Annotated in this window: 16 protein-coding genes; 14 read left to right on the forward strand and 2 right to left on the reverse strand. The window is 55.4% G+C overall.

What is annotated here, in order from left to right; translation table 11 throughout:
- The first annotated feature begins 159 nt into the window (after nt 1-159).
- The 8 genes from G5533_RS05480 (at nt 160) to G5533_RS05515 (ending at nt 6,731) form a co-directional block, all read left to right on the forward strand.
- On the forward strand, nt 160-900 hold the full coding sequence (locus tag G5533_RS05480; protein WP_005344000.1) for a heme ABC transporter permease: 741 nt from the start codon (nt 160-162) through the stop codon (nt 898-900).
- Nucleotides 901-902: 2 nt separating this feature from the next.
- Nucleotides 903-1,109: a heme exporter protein CcmD gene (gene ccmD / locus G5533_RS05485; RefSeq protein ID WP_005344002.1), complete on the forward strand. Its 207-nt coding sequence runs from the start codon at nt 903-905 to the stop codon at nt 1,107-1,109.
- On the forward strand, nt 1,106-1,597 hold the full coding sequence (gene ccmE / locus G5533_RS05490; RefSeq protein WP_005344003.1) for a cytochrome c maturation protein CcmE: 492 nt from the start codon (nt 1,106-1,108) through the stop codon (nt 1,595-1,597). Before ccmD ends, ccmE begins: the two co-directional genes overlap by 4 nt.
- On the forward strand, nt 1,594-3,549 hold the full coding sequence (locus G5533_RS05495) for a heme lyase CcmF/NrfE family subunit (RefSeq protein WP_005344004.1): 1,956 nt from the start codon (nt 1,594-1,596) through the stop codon (nt 3,547-3,549). The genes ccmE and G5533_RS05495 overlap by 4 nt, the downstream gene beginning before the upstream one ends.
- Nucleotides 3,546-4,076 (forward strand): DsbE family thiol:disulfide interchange protein, encoded by a 531-nt coding sequence (locus G5533_RS05500; RefSeq protein ID WP_005344005.1) that lies wholly within the window; start codon nt 3,546-3,548, stop codon nt 4,074-4,076. The genes G5533_RS05495 and G5533_RS05500 overlap by 4 nt, the downstream gene beginning before the upstream one ends.
- Before the next feature lie 11 nt (nt 4,077-4,087).
- Nucleotides 4,088-4,567: a cytochrome c-type biogenesis protein gene (locus G5533_RS05505; RefSeq protein WP_005344009.1), complete on the forward strand. Its 480-nt coding sequence runs from the start codon at nt 4,088-4,090 to the stop codon at nt 4,565-4,567.
- The gene (gene ccmI / locus G5533_RS05510; protein WP_216979253.1) at nt 4,564-5,832 is read left to right on the forward strand and encodes a c-type cytochrome biogenesis protein CcmI; all 1,269 of its coding nucleotides are present in this window, start codon (nt 4,564-4,566) and stop codon (nt 5,830-5,832) included. The genes G5533_RS05505 and ccmI overlap by 4 nt, the downstream gene beginning before the upstream one ends.
- An 86-nt stretch (nt 5,833-5,918) precedes the next feature.
- Nucleotides 5,919-6,731, forward strand: coding sequence for an MlaA family lipoprotein (locus G5533_RS05515; RefSeq protein WP_005344013.1), 813 nt, complete (start codon nt 5,919-5,921; stop codon nt 6,729-6,731).
- A 113-nt stretch (nt 6,732-6,844) separates the two neighbouring features.
- On the opposite strand, the gene sodB is transcribed toward G5533_RS05515, so the two are convergent.
- On the reverse strand, nt 6,845-7,429 hold the full coding sequence (gene sodB, locus G5533_RS05520) for a superoxide dismutase [Fe] (RefSeq protein WP_441254586.1): 585 nt from the start codon (nt 7,427-7,429) through the stop codon (nt 6,845-6,847).
- 288 nt (nt 7,430-7,717) lie between these two features.
- Between sodB and G5533_RS05525 the strand changes: the two genes are divergently transcribed.
- From G5533_RS05525 to G5533_RS05550, 6 genes are all read left to right on the forward strand, one after another.
- Nucleotides 7,718-8,062, forward strand: a complete 345-nt coding sequence (locus tag G5533_RS05525; protein WP_005344017.1) for a Grx4 family monothiol glutaredoxin — start codon at nt 7,718-7,720, stop codon at nt 8,060-8,062.
- 360 nt (nt 8,063-8,422) lie between these two features.
- Complete coding sequence (gene tdcB / locus G5533_RS05530; protein WP_005344020.1) at nt 8,423-9,427, forward strand: bifunctional threonine ammonia-lyase/L-serine ammonia-lyase TdcB; 1,005 nt, start codon at nt 8,423-8,425, stop codon at nt 9,425-9,427.
- Between the two features lie 11 nt (nt 9,428-9,438).
- Nucleotides 9,439-10,770 (forward strand): threonine/serine transporter TdcC, encoded by a 1,332-nt coding sequence (gene tdcC, locus G5533_RS05535; protein ID WP_216979252.1) that lies wholly within the window; start codon nt 9,439-9,441, stop codon nt 10,768-10,770.
- Nucleotides 10,771-10,976: 206 nt separating this feature from the next.
- Nucleotides 10,977-12,185: a propionate kinase gene (tdcD, locus tag G5533_RS05540; protein ID WP_421259957.1), complete on the forward strand. Its 1,209-nt coding sequence runs from the start codon at nt 10,977-10,979 to the stop codon at nt 12,183-12,185.
- 44 nt (nt 12,186-12,229) lie between these two features.
- Nucleotides 12,230-14,524, forward strand: a complete 2,295-nt coding sequence (gene pflB / locus G5533_RS05545) for a formate C-acetyltransferase (protein WP_337072580.1) — start codon at nt 12,230-12,232, stop codon at nt 14,522-14,524.
- Nucleotides 14,525-14,593: 69 nt separating this feature from the next.
- A complete protein-coding gene (locus G5533_RS05550) occupies nt 14,594-14,983 on the forward strand; it encodes a RidA family protein (protein ID WP_216979249.1) in 390 nt (129 codons plus the stop codon).
- A gap of 106 nt (nt 14,984-15,089) precedes the next feature.
- On the opposite strand, the gene G5533_RS05555 is transcribed toward G5533_RS05550, so the two are convergent.
- Nucleotides 15,090-16,301 carry an RsmB/NOP family class I SAM-dependent RNA methyltransferase gene (locus G5533_RS05555; RefSeq protein ID WP_216979248.1) on the reverse strand — a complete coding sequence of 404 codons (1,212 nt, stop codon included), beginning with the start codon at nt 16,299-16,301 and terminating at the stop codon, nt 15,090-15,092.
- Between the last annotated feature and the right edge of the window lie 42 nt (nt 16,302-16,343).

Below are 16,343 nucleotides of genomic sequence, written 5' to 3' on the forward strand. Positions count from 1 at the left end.
GAACGCAGTGTGGTTTCGTGTGGGGCTTTCTTTTCCTGAAATAAAGTTGCGATGGATCAAGCGGATTGCCGCTTATTGCTTTCGAGGTATTTGATGTTATCCCGAGGTCAGTATGTTTAGGCCTCGCCAAACAATTAATAACAAAAAGGTTTGTGAGTTATGTGGAAATGGTTGCACCCTTACGCTAAACCCGAACGGGCATATCGGTTGGCAGGAACCTTGTTACCCTGGTTTGCCGTGATAAGTCTGCTGTCGTTCATCATCGGCACTGTTTGGGGGCTGGCTTTTGCCCCCGCCGATTATCAGCAGGGTGACTCCTTCCGGATCATCTATATCCATGTTCCTTCCGCCATTCTTTCGATGGGAGCTTACTCTACCATGGCTGTGGCAGCCTTTATCGGGCTGGTATGGCAACTGCGGATGGCGGACATGACAGTGGCGGCTATTGCTCCTGTCGGTGCCGTGTTCACTTTTATTGCACTGTTTACCGGTGCAGCCTGGGGCAAACCCATGTGGGGAACCTGGTGGGTGTGGGATGCACGGCTCACCTCCGAGCTGATCCTGCTGTTTCTCTATCTTGGCGTGATTGCCCTCTACAACGCCTTCAGTGACAAGGTTGTTGCTGGCCGTGCCGCCGGCATTCTGGCGCTGGTCGGGGTGATCAATCTCCCCATCATTCACTACTCGGTTGAGTGGTGGAATACCCTGCACCAGGGGGCCACTATTACCAAGTTTGACAAACCCTCTATCTCTCCCGAGATGCTTTGGCCATTACTCATCATGATCCTGGCGTTTGCTGCCTTTCTCGGGGCCCTTACCCTGATGCGTTTTCGAAACGAGCTCTTGATGCGGGAGTGGCATCGCCCTTGGGTTCAAGAGATTGCCGAGCAGGAGAAGTAAGCATGTACTTTGCCTCATTCAGTGACTTTCTGGCGATGGGCGGTTACGCCTTTTACGTCTGGCTCTCCTTCGGACTGACCTTGCTCTGTCTGGTCGGTATCATCATTTCCACCCGTATGAAAACCCGTAGTCTGTTTAATGAGTTACGCAGCAAGCAGGCACGCGAGAGCCGTCGCAAGGCAGCTCGGCAGATGGAGAACACCCTATGAACCCGAGACGCAAAAAACGCCTCACCATTATTCTGGCCATCACGCTGGGCCTCGCTACCGTGAGCGGGCTGGTGCTTTACGCCCTCAGTCAGAATATCGACCTCTTCTATACCCCGAGCGAGCTGGTGGAAGGGAAGGGGCCGGACAAGATCAAACCGGAAGAGGGGCAGCGCCTGCGCATTGGTGGTCTGGTGGTCCCCGGCACAGTCAAGCGTGATCCGAACAGCCTCAAGGTCAGCTTTAACCTGATCGACAATGGTGGTCATCAGGTGATGGTGCAATTTGATGGCATCCTCCCGGATCTGTTCCGCGAGGGGCAGGGGATTGTGGCGCAAGGAACTCTCAAAGATGCCACCACGGTCGAAGCCTTCGAGGTACTGGCCAAACACGATGAAAACTACATGCCGCCAGAAGTGGCCGATGCCACCAGTGGCATGCACTTCAAACCGGAATACACTGATGCGCAGTTGAAGGGGAATAAGCCATGATCCCGGAATTAGGACAGTTTGCGCTGATCCTGGCCTTTGCGACCTCTCTGTTGCTGGGTAGCTATCCGCTGCTTGGTGCAAGTTGGGGGCGTCTTGGCATGATGTCGGCAGCGCGTCCGCTCGCCTATGCCCAGTTTTTGTTACTGCTGCTGTCGTTTCTCTGCCTGACCTGGGCCTTTATCGACAACGACTTCACCGTGCAGTATGTGGCCACTAACTCCAACAGCCTGCTGCCGCTTGCCTATCGCATTTCCGCAGTATGGGGCGCCCATGAGGGCTCTTTGTTGCTGTGGGTGCTGACCCTGGGCGGCTGGACTGCGGCGGTGGCCATGTTCAGCCGCCGTCTGCCGCTCGATGCGGTGGCGCGGGTGCTTGGCGTGTTGGGGCTGATCTCGGTCGGTTTCACCGCGTTCGTGCTGTTCACCTCTGATCCCTTCACCCGCACCTTGCCCTATTTTCCGGTCGATGGCCGCGACCTCAATCCGCTGCTGCAGGATCCGGGTCTGATCTTCCATCCACCGATGCTTTACATGGGCTATGTGGGATTCTCGGTGGCGTTTGCTTTCGCCATAGCCTCATTGATGACCGGTCGTCTCGATGCAACCTGGGCCCGCTGGTCGCGCCCCTGGACCATGGCGGCCTGGGTATTCCTGACCCTCGGCATAGTGCTCGGCTCCTGGTGGGCCTACTACGAGCTCGGTTGGGGCGGCTGGTGGTTCTGGGATCCGGTAGAAAACGCCTCCTTCATGCCCTGGCTGGCGGGTACGGCCCTGCTGCACTCGCTTGCGGTGAGCGAGAAGCGCGCCACCTTCAAGGCGTGGACCGTGCTGCTGGCCCTCTCGGCCTTCTCGTTGAGCCTGCTCGGTACCTTCCTGGTGCGCTCCGGCGTGCTGGTGTCGGTTCATGCGTTTGCCTCCGACCCGACCCGCGGCCTGTTTATTCTCGGCTTTTTGCTGGCGGTGATCGGCTCATCCTTGCTGCTGTTTGCCTTTAAAGGTTCGCAGGTGAAAAGTCACGGCAAGCATGAGCTGTGGAGTCGCGAAACCCTGCTGCTGGCCAACAACATCATGCTGGTGGCGGGCCTGCTCACCGTGCTGTTAGGCACCTTGTTACCGCTGGTGCACAAGGAGCTGGGGCTGGGGAGCATCTCTATCGGTACCCCCTTCTTCAACCATATCTACAGTTGGCTGATCATTCCGTTTGCTCTGCTACTGGGGGTTGGTCCGCTGTTTCGCTGGCGCCGCCAGGAGCTTGGCGAGCTCAAGGGCAAAGTGATCCTTGCGCTGGTGCTGAGCCTGGCTGCAGCCCTGCTGTTGCCGCTGCTCTTGGCCGAAACCTTCAAGCCGTGGGCGGCGGTGGGGATTGGTCTGGGGGTCTGGATCATCGTTACCAGCCTGCAGGAGACCTGGGTGCGGGCCACCCACAAGCACCATTTTGCGGTCGGTGTGCGCAAGCTTGGCAACAGTCACTGGGCGATGATCCTTGGCCATGTGGGGCTGGCAGTCAGCATCATAGGCATCGCCTGTACCCAGAACTACAGCATCGAGAAGGATCTGCGGATGCAGGCGGGTGATCGGGTGCACTTTGCTGATTACGAGTTCGTCTTCACCGGTATCAAGGAGAAGAATGGCCCCAACTATGATGGCTTCAAAGGCGTGCTGGAAGTACACAAGAATGGCAAACAGGTAGCCCTGCTCAAACCCGAGAAGCGGATGTACACAGTGACCCGGATGCCGATGACCGAAGCGGCCATTGATGCCGGTTTCACGCGAGATCTTTATGCGGCCCTTGGCGAGCAGCTAGACAATAATGCCTGGGCTGTGCGGATCTACTACAAGCCGTTCGTGCGCTGGATCTGGTTCGGTGGCGTCTTTATGGCTATCGGTGGCGTGCTGGCGATGCTGGACAAGCGTTACCGTTTCGGCCGTCGTGAGGAGGAAGCCAAGGCATGAACAAAAAGGTCTGGTTGTTTCTAATTCCCTTTATCGTTTTTTTGCTGGGGGCTGTGTTCCTGTTCAAAGGGCTCTACTCCGATCCCACCAAACTCGAATCCGTGATGGTGGGCAAGGAGGTGCCGGTATTTACCCTTCAGGACATTTACGATCTGGGTAAACAGCATGATCGCACCATTCTGACCGGCCGGCCCATGTTGCTCAACGTCTGGGCTACCTGGTGTCCTACCTGTTATGGCGAGCACACTTACCTCAAACAGCTGGCAGGGCAGGGGATCCCCATTATCGGCATGAACTACAAGGATGAACGCGCCAAGGCGATCAAGTGGCTGGCTGAGCTGGGCAACCCCTATCAGGTCAATCTCTATGATCCGGACGGCATGCTGGGGCTTGATCTGGGGGTGTACGGCGCGCCGGAAACCTTCTTTATCGACAGCAAGGGGATAATCCGTTATCGCCACGTGGGGGATATCAACCCCCAGAACTGGGTATCGACCCTCAAACCCATCTTTGATGCCATGAAGTGAGGGGTGTTTCGATGAGAGTGTTTATTGCTTCCCTGCTACTGTTGCTGGGATGGGTGGTACAAGCGCCGGCCATGGCTGCTATCGATGTCTACACCTTCGAAAACGACAATCAGGAGCAGGTCTTTCGCGAACTGACCAAAGAGCTGCGCTGCCCCAAGTGCCAGAACCAGGATATCGCCGACTCCAATGCGGGGCTGGCCAAGGACTTGCGCGACAAGACCTACCAGATGGTGCGCGAGGGCAAGAATAAAGAGGAGATCGTGGACTACATGGTTGCCCGCTATGGCAACTTTATCCTCTATAACCCGCCCCTGATGGCTTCGACCCTGATCCTCTGGCTGGGCCCGCTGTTAGTGATCGTTATCGGTCTCGGCGTGGTGGTGATACGTAGCCGACGCTCTGCGGCAACGTCAGAGCCTGTGGATAGCACCCTGAGCGATGAAGAGCAGCGTCGCCTGGCCGAGCTGCTCAAAGAGGAAGAGAAACAATGACCGCCTTTTGGATTGTGATTGCGGCCCTGCTGGTGCTGGTGAGTCTGGCTCTGGTGTTACCGTTGTGGCGCAGTGAGGGGAACCAGAGCATCAGTCGTTCGGCGCTCAACAAACAGCTCTATCGTCAGCGCTTGCTGGAGATCGGCGAGGAGCGAGAACAGGGTGTGCTTGCCGAGGAGCCCGATTCGCTCATCGAGTTGCAGCGCAGCCTGCTGGATGATATTCCCGATGTGGAGCAGACCGCCCGCAGTGGCAAGAGTCTGAGCTGGATCCCGGGTGTTCTGGTGCTGGTGGTGGTGAGCCTGGGAATCTACTACAAGCTGGGTTCATGGCAGGAGGTGAGCCGCTGGCAAGACGCCAGCAGCCGTCTTGGCGAGCTCAGCAACCGAATACTGGTTGAGCGCGATGCCAAGGTAACCGAGCAGGATCTGCTCGACTTCACGCTGGCACTGCGTACCCGCCTCAAGGATGAACCGAACGACTATCGAGGCTGGTTGCTGTTGGGGCGCTTGGCACTGGATGGCAATGATCCCGAGATGGCCAACGATGCGCTGTCGCGTGCCTACAAGCTTGCTCCCCAGAAATCGCTGGTGGCGGTGCCCTATGCCCAAGCGCTGATGATGACGGGGGAGGAGGTGCAGGCCGATGCACTGCTGCGTGCAGCCATCGCGCAGGAGCCTGATAATATCGAGGCGCGCTCCGTCTATGCCTTTATGGCGCTGCAGAAAGAGGACTTCCAGACCGCCCTCGATCGCTGGCAGGCGATGTTGCCCTTGATGGAAAAAGGCTCTCCCCGTTATGTGATGGTTGAGCGCTCCATTGAGTATGCCCGCACGCAGCTCAAGCAGCGTGGCATAGAGGTGACGAATTCAGGCGCAGCCAAAACGGGAACAGAGCAGGTAAAGCAGTCTGACGTTAATGAGGGAGAGTTCCCCATCCACATCACGCTGGCTGCGGGCATCCAGATGCCGGAAGATGCTCATCTCTTCGTATTTGCTGTAGTGCCCAACGGACCACCCATGCCCATCGCGGTGAAACGTATCGCTGGGCCAACCCTGCCTGTCACCCTTTCACTGGGGGATGGTGACGCCATGATGGAGGGCAGCAAGCTGGAAGCGTATCCAGAACTGCAGTTCAAGGCACGTCTCTCCCGCGGTGGCAATGTGATGAACAAGGAAGGAGCCTTCGAAGGGGTATCCGTTCCGGTCAAGACGGCCGAGATCCCTACTGCTCCGATTGACATCCGTATCGATCACGCCCTCTAATATGTCCTTTGAATAACCCGGCTCCTTGATAGGGGCCGGGTTATCTATACTTCTGATAAATCAAAATAAAACGTCAGGACAATCATATGTATCTTCGTTCAGGGGCCATACTGGCAGCCCTCTTGCTGGCTGGTTGTGCCGGTGGCCCGCCCAAGCCTGGCCCAGAGAGTCTGGATCTCAATCCCGGTATGAATCGTCCGGGCGCCACCAGTACGGCGGCCGACCCGCGTGATCCCTTCCAGGGAGCAAACCGGGCCATGTGGGCGGTCAATTATGATGTGCTGGAGCCCTATGTAGCACGTCCTGTGGTACATGCTTACGCTCGCTATATTCCGGTGGGGGTGAAGGATGGCATTGCCAACTTTGTTGCCAACTTTGATGAACCGAGCAGCATGGTGAACCACCTGATCACCGGCGACTTGAAAGGAGCGGGTACCAACCTGGGGCGTTTTACCATCAACACCACGGTCGGTCTGCTGGGTATCTTCGATGTGGCCAAACATGCCGGTCTCGAGCGCAACAAGCTGGAGATGGATACCGTACTTGGCAAGGCTGATATTGGTAATGGTGCTTACATCATGGTGCCTGTTTACGGTCCGACCACCACCCGGGAGCTGGTCGGTGACACCATTGATACCATCTATTTCCCCTATGCCTTGCTGACTATCCCGTTAAGGGTTACCCATTGGGTACTGGATGGTTTGGGTAATCGCGCCAAGCTGATCGATCAGGAGCGGATCATCGACAACTCCCTCGACCCCTATGCGCTAACCAAGGACTTCTATCTGCAGTACAGCCAAGGCAAGGTGACGGGCAAGCAGGCTGAGCTGAAAGCGTCTCAGCAAGAGCAGGCCGACGATGCCAATCTGGATGAATATATGGACGAGTTGGACCAGTAAGTGGGCCATCCCGATATGTAAAAAGGCGCCTGCGGGCGCCTCTTTCATTTCAGCTGCTATATAGAGATAAAAAAACGCCCCGCAGTGCGGGGCGTTTTGGCAAGCGAGGCTTATTAGGCAGCCAGATTCTTGGCCACAAATTCCCAGTTAACCAGAGCCCAGAAGGTTTCCATGTACTTCGGACGCAGGTTGCGGAAGTCGATGTAGTAGGCGTGTTCCCACAGGTCAACGGTCAGCAGCGGGGTGGTACCGGCTTCAGTCAGCGGGCAACCTGCGTTGGAGGTGTTAACGATAGCCAGAGAGCCGTCAGCTTTCTTCACCAGCCAGGTCCAGCTGGAGCCGAAGTTACCGATGGCTGATTTGGTGAAGGCATCCTTGAACTCGGCGAAGGAGCAGAATGCCTTGTTGATGGCATCAGCCAGGGCGCCAGTCGGCTCACCACCGCCATTCGGGGAGAGGCAGTGCCAGTAGAAGGTGTGGTTCCAGATCTGGGCTGCGTTGTTGAAGATGCCGCCGCTGGAGGTCTTGATGATCTCTTCCAGAGACTTGCCTTCAAACTCGGTACCCGGCACCAGATTGTTCAGGTTGACCACATAGGTGTTGTGGTGCTTGCCGTGGTGATATTCCAGAGTTTCCTGGGAGATGTGCGGTTCCAGAGCGTTGATTGCATAGGGCAGAGCGGGAAGTTCGAATGCCATTTTCTACTCTCCATTGGCTGGACCGTGCGAAGGCGACGGTTGCAAGACATTGCGTACTCTTTTCTATATCTGAAAAGAGTTGTTTTTAAAATGATGGGGCCGAGTAGCCCAAAGCCAAGGGATTGTAGCAGTATCAAAGATGGCCTAACAACTCTTGATTGGCGCCATGATCGCGATCAAGCCTGAGTAGGTTCTTTGCACAATTCGAGCCGAGTCACCCCTTTGTCAGTTTGTGCTCTGGCAAGATTGCAGTAGAATGGCCGCCGAAATCGCTCTAGTGAGGCACCTATGGAAACTATTGAAAAGATTAAGCAGCAGCTGGCTGACAACCCCATCATCCTCTATATGAAGGGATCCCCCAAGCTACCCAGCTGTGGCTTCTCTGCCCAGGCCTCCCAGGCACTGATGTCCTGCGGCGAGCCGTTTGCATATGTTGATATCCTGCAAAATCCGGATATCCGTGCTGAATTGCCGAAGTTTGCCAACTGGCCGACATTCCCGCAGTTGTGGGTTGAAGGTGAGCTGATCGGCGGCTGTGACATCATGATCGAGATGTTCCAGGCTGGCGAGTTGCAGAGTCTGATCAAAGAGACTGCTGCCAAGTACAAGAAAGATGATGCAGCAGCCGAGTAATCGGTCCTGTGTTGTCGATAGGGAGCCACATCGGCTCCTTTTTTTATTATCCCGGTTCTGGCAGGCAAGAAACTGATCACCGGTTGCAAAAAGCAACGCGATTGCCCTGAAAAATCTAATCTTTGCCGCTTTGTTTTGGAGTTGTTAACCATATTAATTTTCCAATCTACGATTACTTTTTTTAATAATTTTGGATTCAAGTGTCGCTGTCATCACATTTTTTGATAATTTCACCGTTACGCAGTCTCTTTGTAGATTTTTTTGTGTTTATGCTCACATTAATTGCAAGTGATAGAACCTAGTATCGCTTCGCCCAGTGAAATAAAACCCTACAAATTAATAAATAAAAAGAGATTTGCGATGAAGATGTATAGCAATCTGCCCATTGGTCTTCATGATATTACCGAAGCCAAAAAAAGACTGACCAACCATATATACAAGACCGCGCAATTACCCTCTAACTACATCAGCGAACGTTGTCATGGCGAGGTTTACCTCAAGCTTGAAAACATGCAACGTACTGGCTCTTTTAAAATTCGCGGTGCTTTCAACAAACTCAGTTCATTAAGTCTGGAGGAGCGTCAAAAAGGTGTTGTCGCCTGCTCTGCCGGTAATCATGCGCAGGGGGTATCTTTGTCCAGTGCCATGCTGGGAATTGATGCCAAGGTGGTCATGCCTTGCTGCGCACCCAAATCAAAAATTGCTGCAACCAGCGATTATTCGGCGGAAGTTATTCTGCATGGCAATAGTTTCAATGACACCATTGCTAAAGTCAGCGAAATCGTGGAAATGGAAGGTCGCGTATTTATACCCCCTTTTGACGATGCAAAAGTGATTGCCGGCCAAGGAACCATTGGCCTGGAAATTATCGAAGATTTGTATGATGTCGATAACATCATAGTGCCGATTGGCGGCGGTGGTCTGATTGCGGGTGTTGCCATGGCCATCAAATCCATCAACCCGACTATCCGTGTGATTGGCGTGCAGTCGGAGAATGTTCACGGCATGGCGGCTTCATACTACGCAGGCACCATTACCAATCATAGAACCAGTAGCACGCTGGCTGATGGCTGTGACGTGGCAAGACCCGGCACCCTGACCTATGAAATTGTCAAAGAGCTGGTCGATGACATTGTTCTGGTGACTGAAGATGATATTCGTCACAGCATGGTTGACCTGATTCAGCGCAACAAGGTGATTACCGAAGGGGCGGGAGCTCTGGCCTCGGCAGCACTGCTCAGCGGCAAACTCAAGCATTATGTCGAAGGCAAAAAGACCGTCAGCATTATTTCGGGTGGCAATATTGACCTGACCCGGATCGTCGAAATTATCGAACAGAACAATATCCGTCAATTTAGCCTGTAAGGAATACAGTCATGATCTTGGATAGTGTCGTTAGCAGCAGTAAAGAGAGTGTCAAAGCATGGCGTAAATCGGATACAACCTGGGGACTCGGTCTGTTTGGTACAGCGATCGGTGCAGGTGTTCTATTTTTCCCCATTCGGGCCGGATATGGTGGCCTGATACCAATATTAATCATGTTGGTGCTGGCTTACCCTATTGCATTTTATTGCCACAGAGCGTTGGCCAGATTATGTCTTTCCGGCAGTAACCCATCGGCAAATATTACCGAGACCGTTGAAGAGCATTTTGGCAAAATGGGCGGGGTGGTAATTACCTTCCTCTATTTCTTTGCCATCTGCCCACTGCTGTGGATATATGGTGTGACAATCACCAATACCTTCATGGCATTCTGGGAACATCAACTGCAAATGGCGCCGCTCAATCGGGGTGTTGTCGCCCTTGGGCTGCTGCTGTTGATGGCCTTCGTGATCTATTTCGGCAAGGATCTGATGGTTCGCGTAATGAGCTATCTGGTCTTTCCCTTTATTGCCAGTCTGATCGTTATTTCTCTCTCCCTCATTCCTTACTGGAACAGTGCCGTCTTTGATCAGGTCAACCTGAGCGAGATATCCATGTTTGGTCACGACGGTATTCTGGTCACCGTCTGGCTGGGGATCTCCATCATGGTCTTCTCCTTCAACTTCTCGCCGATTGTCTCCTCTTTCATCGTTTCCAAACGGGAAGAGTATGAGCATGAGTTCGGTCGCGATTTTACCGAGAAACGCTGCTCCAAAATCATCTCCGGTGCCAGCATGCTGATGGTTGCCGTGGTGATGTTCTTTGCCTTCAGCTGTCTCTTTACCTTGTCGCCGCAAAATATGGCGGACGCCAAGGCCCAGAACATTCCGGTGCTCTCCTATCTGGCCAACCACTTCTCCTCAATGACGGGCAGCAAGTCTGCGTTTGCCACCACTTTGGAGTATGCGGCTTCTATCATTGCGCTGGTTGCCATCTTCAAATCCTTCTTCGGCCACTATCTGGGAACGTTGGAAGGGTTGAACGGCCTCATCCTCCGCTTTGGCTATCAGGGCGACAAAAGCAAGGTTTCCAGTAAAAAGCTGAACATGATCAGTATGTTGTTCATCATGGGCTCTACCTGGCTGGTTGCTTATGTCAATCCCAACATCCTCGACCTGATTGAGGCAATGGGGGCGCCGATCATCGCTTCCCTGCTCTGTCTGCTGCCGATGTATGCCGTCAACAAGACACCGGCACTGGCAAAATATAAAGGTCAGGCCAGCAACCTGTTTGTCACCATCATCGGTGTGCTGACCATCCTGAATATTGTTTCCAAGCTGTTCTGAAAACCTTTTCTGCAAGTCATCAGCCATTCAGACCCTGACCCCTTGGCGGGGTCTGCATGGCGTAGTCAGAAGCGCGCAATAACCGGTTCTTGGTTGGCCCAATTATTTGGGCCGAGGGCAAGGCTATCCGTTATTTGGCCACTAAACACAGTGGCAAAGATGCTCTGACTGCAGTGACTCGACAGCATAAATATCGAGGCGATGTAATGAAGTTTGATTCGTTGGTTCTGGTTATCAATTGCGGCTCTTCGTCGGTCAAATTCTCGGTACTGGATAGTAAAACCTGCGAGGTGGTGATCTCCGGGATGGCCGATGGTATTGAGACGGCCCATCCCCAATTGCAAGTGGGTAAAGCGCCCGCAATGTTATTACCTGAAAATAACCACACCTGTGCATTGGCTGCCATCGCGGCGGAATTGAAAAAACGGGATCTGCGTGATGCCATTGCACTGGTGGGTCATCGAATTGCTCATGGTGGGAGTGAATTTAGTGAAGCCGTGATCATTGATGAACATGTATTGGCCAAAATCAGGCAGGTCTCGCCACTGGCCCCGCTGCACAACCACGCCAATTTGAGCGGCGTGATGGCCGCCCGCCAGCTCTTTCCCAACCAGCCCCAAATTGCGGTATTTGATACCGGTTTTCACCAGACCCTGAAGCCGGAAGCCTATATCTATGGGCTGCCTTACCAATATTTGCAGGATTACGGCGTGCGCCGCTATGGCTTCCACGGCACCTCCCATCGCTATGTGGCCGAGCAGGCTTGCGTATTTATGGGGCTGGATGAGCAGCATGCCGGTCTGGTCATCGCCCATCTGGGCAATGGCGCCTCTATTTGTGCGGTGCAGGATGGCAAGAGCGTCGATACCTCGATGGGGATGACGCCGCTGGAGGGGTTGATCATGGGCAGCCGCAGCGGCGATATCGATTTTGGCGCGCTGGCCTATATCGCCAGCAAGACAGGACAATCTATCGAGGATATCGAGCGGGTATTGAACAAGCAGTCCGGCCTGCTAGGTATTTCGGGGCTCTCCTCCGATATGCGGGTATTGGAAGCTGCCTATCACGAAGGACATCCTGGGGCGAAATTGGCCATTCACGCCTTTGCCCATCGTATTGCCCGCCATATCGGTGGTCATGCCACCTCATTGCGCCGACTGGATGCCGTTATTTTCACCGGCGGTATTGGCGAAAACTCGGCCTTTATCAGAAAGCTGGTATGCGAACGACTTCAGGTATTTGGCGTAGCGATCAGCGAGCCGTTTAACCAGCGTCCCAATAGCGAGGGTTGTCGGATTATTTCGGCGGCAGAGTCCATGGTGCTGGCGGCGGTTATTCCCACCAATGAAGAGAAAATGATCGCGCTGGATGCCATTCGTCTGGGGCAGCAGGTTCGTCAGGCCGAGTGCGTCTGACATCTTCCACTGTAGTGTCATGAGTAGTGAATGAGGTTTATTTGATGAAAGTTGATATGCAATTGGATCAGGATAAATTCCGTCAGGCATGGCAAGGGTTTGCCGGTGAAAACTGGAAGCACGAGATCAACGTCCGTGATTTTATCCAGCAGAACTACACCCCCTATGAAGGTGACGAACAGTTTTTAGCAGATGCGACCGAAGCGACCACCACTTTATGGAACAAGGTGATGGAGGGGATCCGTATCGAGAATGCCACCCACGCACCGGTCGATTTTGATACCAATATTGCCACGACCATCACCGCCCACGGGCCGGGTTATATCGAGCAGGGGCTGGAAAAAATAGTTGGCCTGCAAACCGACAAGCCCCTTAAAAGAGCGCTGCACCCGTTTGGTGGCGTAAATATGATCCGCAGCTCTTTTGAAGCATATGGCAGGGAGATGGATCCCGAATTTGAATATACCTTCAGCGAATTGCGCAAAACCCACAATCAGGGGGTGTTCGACGTCTACTCTCCCGAGATGCTGCGCTGCCGAAAGTCAGGGGTATTGACCGGTTTGCCGGATGGTTACGGCCGCGGTCGCATTATCGGAGATTATCGTCGGGTCGCGCTTTACGGCATAGATTATCTAATCCGTGAGCGGGAACTGCAGTTTGCCGATCTGCAACCGGCTCTCGAGCGGGGAGAGCAGCTGGAGCAGGTGATCCGCCAGCGCGAAGAGCTGGCCGAGCACAAGCGGGCACTGGTGCAGATCAAGCAGATGGCGGCCAGCTACGGCTTTGACATATCCGGGCCGGCGCGCACTGCCCAGCAGGCGGTGCAGTGGCTCTACTTTGCCTATCTGGCGGCGGTGAAGTCGCAAAACGGTGGCGCCATGTCCCTCGGCCGTACCGCCACCTTCCTCGACATCTATATCGAGAGGGATCTGAAGGCGGGGCTTATCAGCGAGCAGGATGCCCAGGAGCTGGTCGATCATTTCATCATGAAGATCCGCATGGTGCGCTTCCTGCGTACTCCCGAGTTTGACTCCCTCTTCTCCGGCGATCCCATCTGGGCGACCGAGGTGATCGGCGGTATGGGGCTGGATGGCCGTACTCTGGTGACCAAGAACTCCTTCCGCTACCTCCACACCCTCAAGACCATGGGGCCGGCGCCCGAGCCCAACCTCACTATCCTCTGGGCGGAAGGGCTGCCGCGGGCCTTCAAGACCTATGCCGCCCGCGTCTCCATCGATACCTCATCCCTGCAGTATGAGAACGATGACTTGATGCGCACCGACTTCGAGAGCGATGATTACGCCATTGCCTGCTGCGTGAGCCCTATGGTGATCGGCAAGCAGATGCAGTTCTTCGGTGCCCGTGCCAACCTCGCCAAGACCCTGCTCTATTGCATCAACGGCGGGGTGGACGAGAAGCTGAAGATCCAGGTTGGTCCGAAAGTGGCGCCTATCATGGACGAGGTGCTGGATTACGACACTGTCATGGCCAGCCTCGACAGCTTTATGGATTGGCTGGCGGTGCAGTACATCAGCGCGCTCAACCTTATTCACTACATGCACGACAAGTACAGCTACGAGGCCTCGCTGATGGCGCTGCACGATCGCGATGTCTATCGCACCATGGCCTGCGGCATTGCCGGTCTGTCGGTAGCGGTCGATTCGCTGGCGGCCATCAAGTACGCCAGGGTCAAGCCGGTGCGCGATGCGGACGGGCTGGCAGTCGATTTCGTGATTGAGGGGGAGTATCCCCAGTACGGCAACAACGACGAGCGGGCCGACTCCATCGCCTGCGAGCTGGTCGAGCGCTTCATGAAGAAGATCCAGGCGCTGCCGACCTACCGCAATGCGGTGCCGACTCAGTCGATCCTGACCATCACTTCCAACGTGGTCTATGGCCAGAAGACAGGTAACACCCCGGATGGCCGCCGTGCCGGTGCGCCGTTTGCGCCGGGGGCCAACCCGATGCACGGTCGGGATCGCAAGGGGGCGGTCGCTTCGCTCGCCTCGGTAGCCAAACTGCCGTTCAAATATGCCAAGGACGGGATCTCCTACACCTTCTCCATCGTGCCGGGGGCGCTCGGCAAGGAGCCGGCTAATCGCGAGAACAATCTGGTGGGGTTGATGGATGGCTACTTCCACCATGAGCGGGATGTAGAAGGGGGTCAGCACCTCAACGTCAACGTGATGAATCGCGAGATGCTGCTGGATGCCATCGAGAATCCGGACCAGTACCCCAGCCTGACCATCCGGGTCTCCGGCTATGCGGTGCGCTTCAACGCCTTGACCCGCGAGCAGCAGCAGGACGTCATCTCCAGAACCTTCACCAACATGATCTAACTCTCATGCCCGGGTTGAGCCGGCTTGCTCCGGGCCTACTTTTTGTTTGTCAGCACGAGGAAGTAACAGATGCGACAGGTTATCAGTACCAAAGCGGCGCCTGGCGCCATCGGCCCCTATGTGCAGGCCACCCGGATTGGCAACATCCTCTATACCTCCGGTCAGATCCCGCTGGACCCGGTGAGCGGCGACATTGCGGAGGGGATCGAAGCGCAAACCCTGCGCTCCCTGCAAAACGTCAAGGCGATTGTCGAGGCGACAGGCGGCCAGGTGCGCAATATCTTCAAGACCACGGTGTTTGTCTCCGATCTGAACGACTTTGCCGCGGTCAACCGGGTCTACAACGACTTCTTCACCGAGCACGATGCCATGTATCCGGCGCGCTCCTGCGTGGAGGTGGCCCGCTTGCCCAAGGATGTGAAGATCGAGATAGAGGCGATTGCTGCGCTGGAGTCCTGACGCGGCGATCCTTATCAATAAAAAGAGCGGCAGCCCGAGGGCTGCCGCTCTTTTTTCATCGAACCCGCCGTGCGCGATAAGGGCGCAAGGAGCAGATCACGCTGGATCAGGCGATCCGTTCGATACGAGCCATGTAGAAGCCGTCGAAGCCGGTCTCGGCCGGGCTTACGGTGTGATCGTCACGCAGACGGAAGTTCTCGTTGGCAGCGAGGAACTTGTCCACCTGCTGACGGTTCTCCTGGGGCAGAATGGAGCAGGTTGCATAAACCAGCAGACCGCCCACCTTCACCATCTGGCTGTAGCGCTGCAGGATCTCTTCTTGCAGTGCGACCAGTACAGGCAGACGCTCGGCGGTATCACGCCACTTGGCATCCGGATTGCGTTTGAGTACGCCAAGACCGGAGCAGGGCACGTCCAGCAGTACGCGGTCGGCGCTCTCTTTGAGGCGCTTGACGGTCTTGCTGCTGGTGATGACCCGGGTCTCCACATTGTGGGCACCGGCGCGGCGGGCGCGTTGCTTGAGGTTCTCCAGCTTCCACTCTTCCACATCCATCGCCAGCAGGCGGCCTTTGCCCTGCATCATGGCGGCGATATGCAGAGTCTTGCCACCGGCACCGGCGCAGGCGTCAATGACACGCATACCCGGGGCAACTTCCAGAGCTGCCGCAACCAACTGAGAGCCAGCGTCCTGTTGTTCGAAGCAGCCATCAGCAAAGGCCTTGGTGCGGAACAGGGCGGCGTCGGAAGTGACCTGCAGGGCCGTCTCCACACCTTCAACCGGAATAGTGGTGACCTGCTCTTTGGCCAGAATGGCCTGCAGCTCATCACGGGTGCACTTGAGGGTGTTGACCCGCAGGTAACGCTTGGGCATCCAGGCCAGGGCAGCACGCTCGGCAGGCCAGGCTTCACCCAGCTGTTCGTTGCCCAGTTTCTCCAGCCAGCTCGGGCAACCATCCATCAGCACCGGGTTCTTCTTCGCCTCGGTCAGACGGCGGCGGAAGGCCTCTTCGTTGAAGCGATCCAGCGTCGGGTTGTTGGGCTGGGCGATTTTGTGGAAGGCGTGCCAGCTGTGCAGCAGCGGCCAGACATTCTTCTCGGCCTGACGCACCTGAATACCTGTCAGAGCACAGTAGAGGCTCAGCCGACGCAACAGGTCGCCGGTGACCAGGGCAATCCTTGCCTGTTCTTGCGGTTTGAGTTCGATGCCTGAGAAGTGACGGGCATAGGCACGGTCGAGGGTAAGACCCTGACCGAGCACATCGTCAATAATGGCAACGACCAGATCCCCGAAACGGGGCAACAGTGGGGATTTGAGCATGAGATTAACCTTGGCCAGATAAAGATGAACTGCACCTTTGTG

Source organism: Aeromonas sp. A600620, from assembly GCF_029479985.1.
Taxonomy (GTDB): Bacteria; Pseudomonadota; Gammaproteobacteria; order Enterobacterales; family Aeromonadaceae; genus Aeromonas; species Aeromonas veronii_A.

Excerpts from the sequence above, each read along its gene's own strand:
- G5533_RS05495 (WP_005344004.1), top strand. The coding sequence starts at position 1,594 with ATGATCCCGGAATTAGGACAGTTTGCGCTGATCCTGGCCTTTGCGACC.
- ccmD (WP_005344002.1), top strand. The coding sequence starts at position 903 with ATGTACTTTGCCTCATTCAGTGACTTTCTGGCGATGGGCGGTTACGCC.
- pflB (WP_337072580.1), top strand. The coding sequence starts at position 12,230 with ATGAAAGTTGATATGCAATTGGATCAGGATAAATTCCGTCAGGCATGG.
- G5533_RS05515 (WP_005344013.1), top strand. The coding sequence starts at position 5,919 with ATGTATCTTCGTTCAGGGGCCATACTGGCAGCCCTCTTGCTGGCTGGT.
- G5533_RS05555 (WP_216979248.1), bottom strand. The coding sequence starts at position 16,301 with ATGCTCAAATCCCCACTGTTGCCCCGTTTCGGGGATCTGGTCGTTGCC.
- tdcB (WP_005344020.1), top strand. The coding sequence starts at position 8,423 with ATGAAGATGTATAGCAATCTGCCCATTGGTCTTCATGATATTACCGAA.
- sodB (WP_441254586.1), bottom strand. The coding sequence starts at position 7,429 with ATGGCATTCGAACTTCCCGCTCTGCCCTATGCAATCAACGCTCTGGAA.
- tdcD (WP_421259957.1), top strand. The coding sequence starts at position 10,977 with ATGAAGTTTGATTCGTTGGTTCTGGTTATCAATTGCGGCTCTTCGTCG.
- G5533_RS05505 (WP_005344009.1), top strand. The coding sequence starts at position 4,088 with ATGAGAGTGTTTATTGCTTCCCTGCTACTGTTGCTGGGATGGGTGGTA.
- G5533_RS05525 (WP_005344017.1), top strand. The coding sequence starts at position 7,718 with ATGGAAACTATTGAAAAGATTAAGCAGCAGCTGGCTGACAACCCCATC.
- G5533_RS05550 (WP_216979249.1), top strand. The coding sequence starts at position 14,594 with ATGCGACAGGTTATCAGTACCAAAGCGGCGCCTGGCGCCATCGGCCCC.
- ccmE (WP_005344003.1), top strand. The coding sequence starts at position 1,106 with ATGAACCCGAGACGCAAAAAACGCCTCACCATTATTCTGGCCATCACG.
- tdcC (WP_216979252.1), top strand. The coding sequence starts at position 9,439 with ATGATCTTGGATAGTGTCGTTAGCAGCAGTAAAGAGAGTGTCAAAGCA.
- ccmI (WP_216979253.1), top strand. The coding sequence starts at position 4,564 with ATGACCGCCTTTTGGATTGTGATTGCGGCCCTGCTGGTGCTGGTGAGT.
- G5533_RS05480 (WP_005344000.1), top strand. The coding sequence starts at position 160 with ATGTGGAAATGGTTGCACCCTTACGCTAAACCCGAACGGGCATATCGG.
- G5533_RS05500 (WP_005344005.1), top strand. The coding sequence starts at position 3,546 with ATGAACAAAAAGGTCTGGTTGTTTCTAATTCCCTTTATCGTTTTTTTG.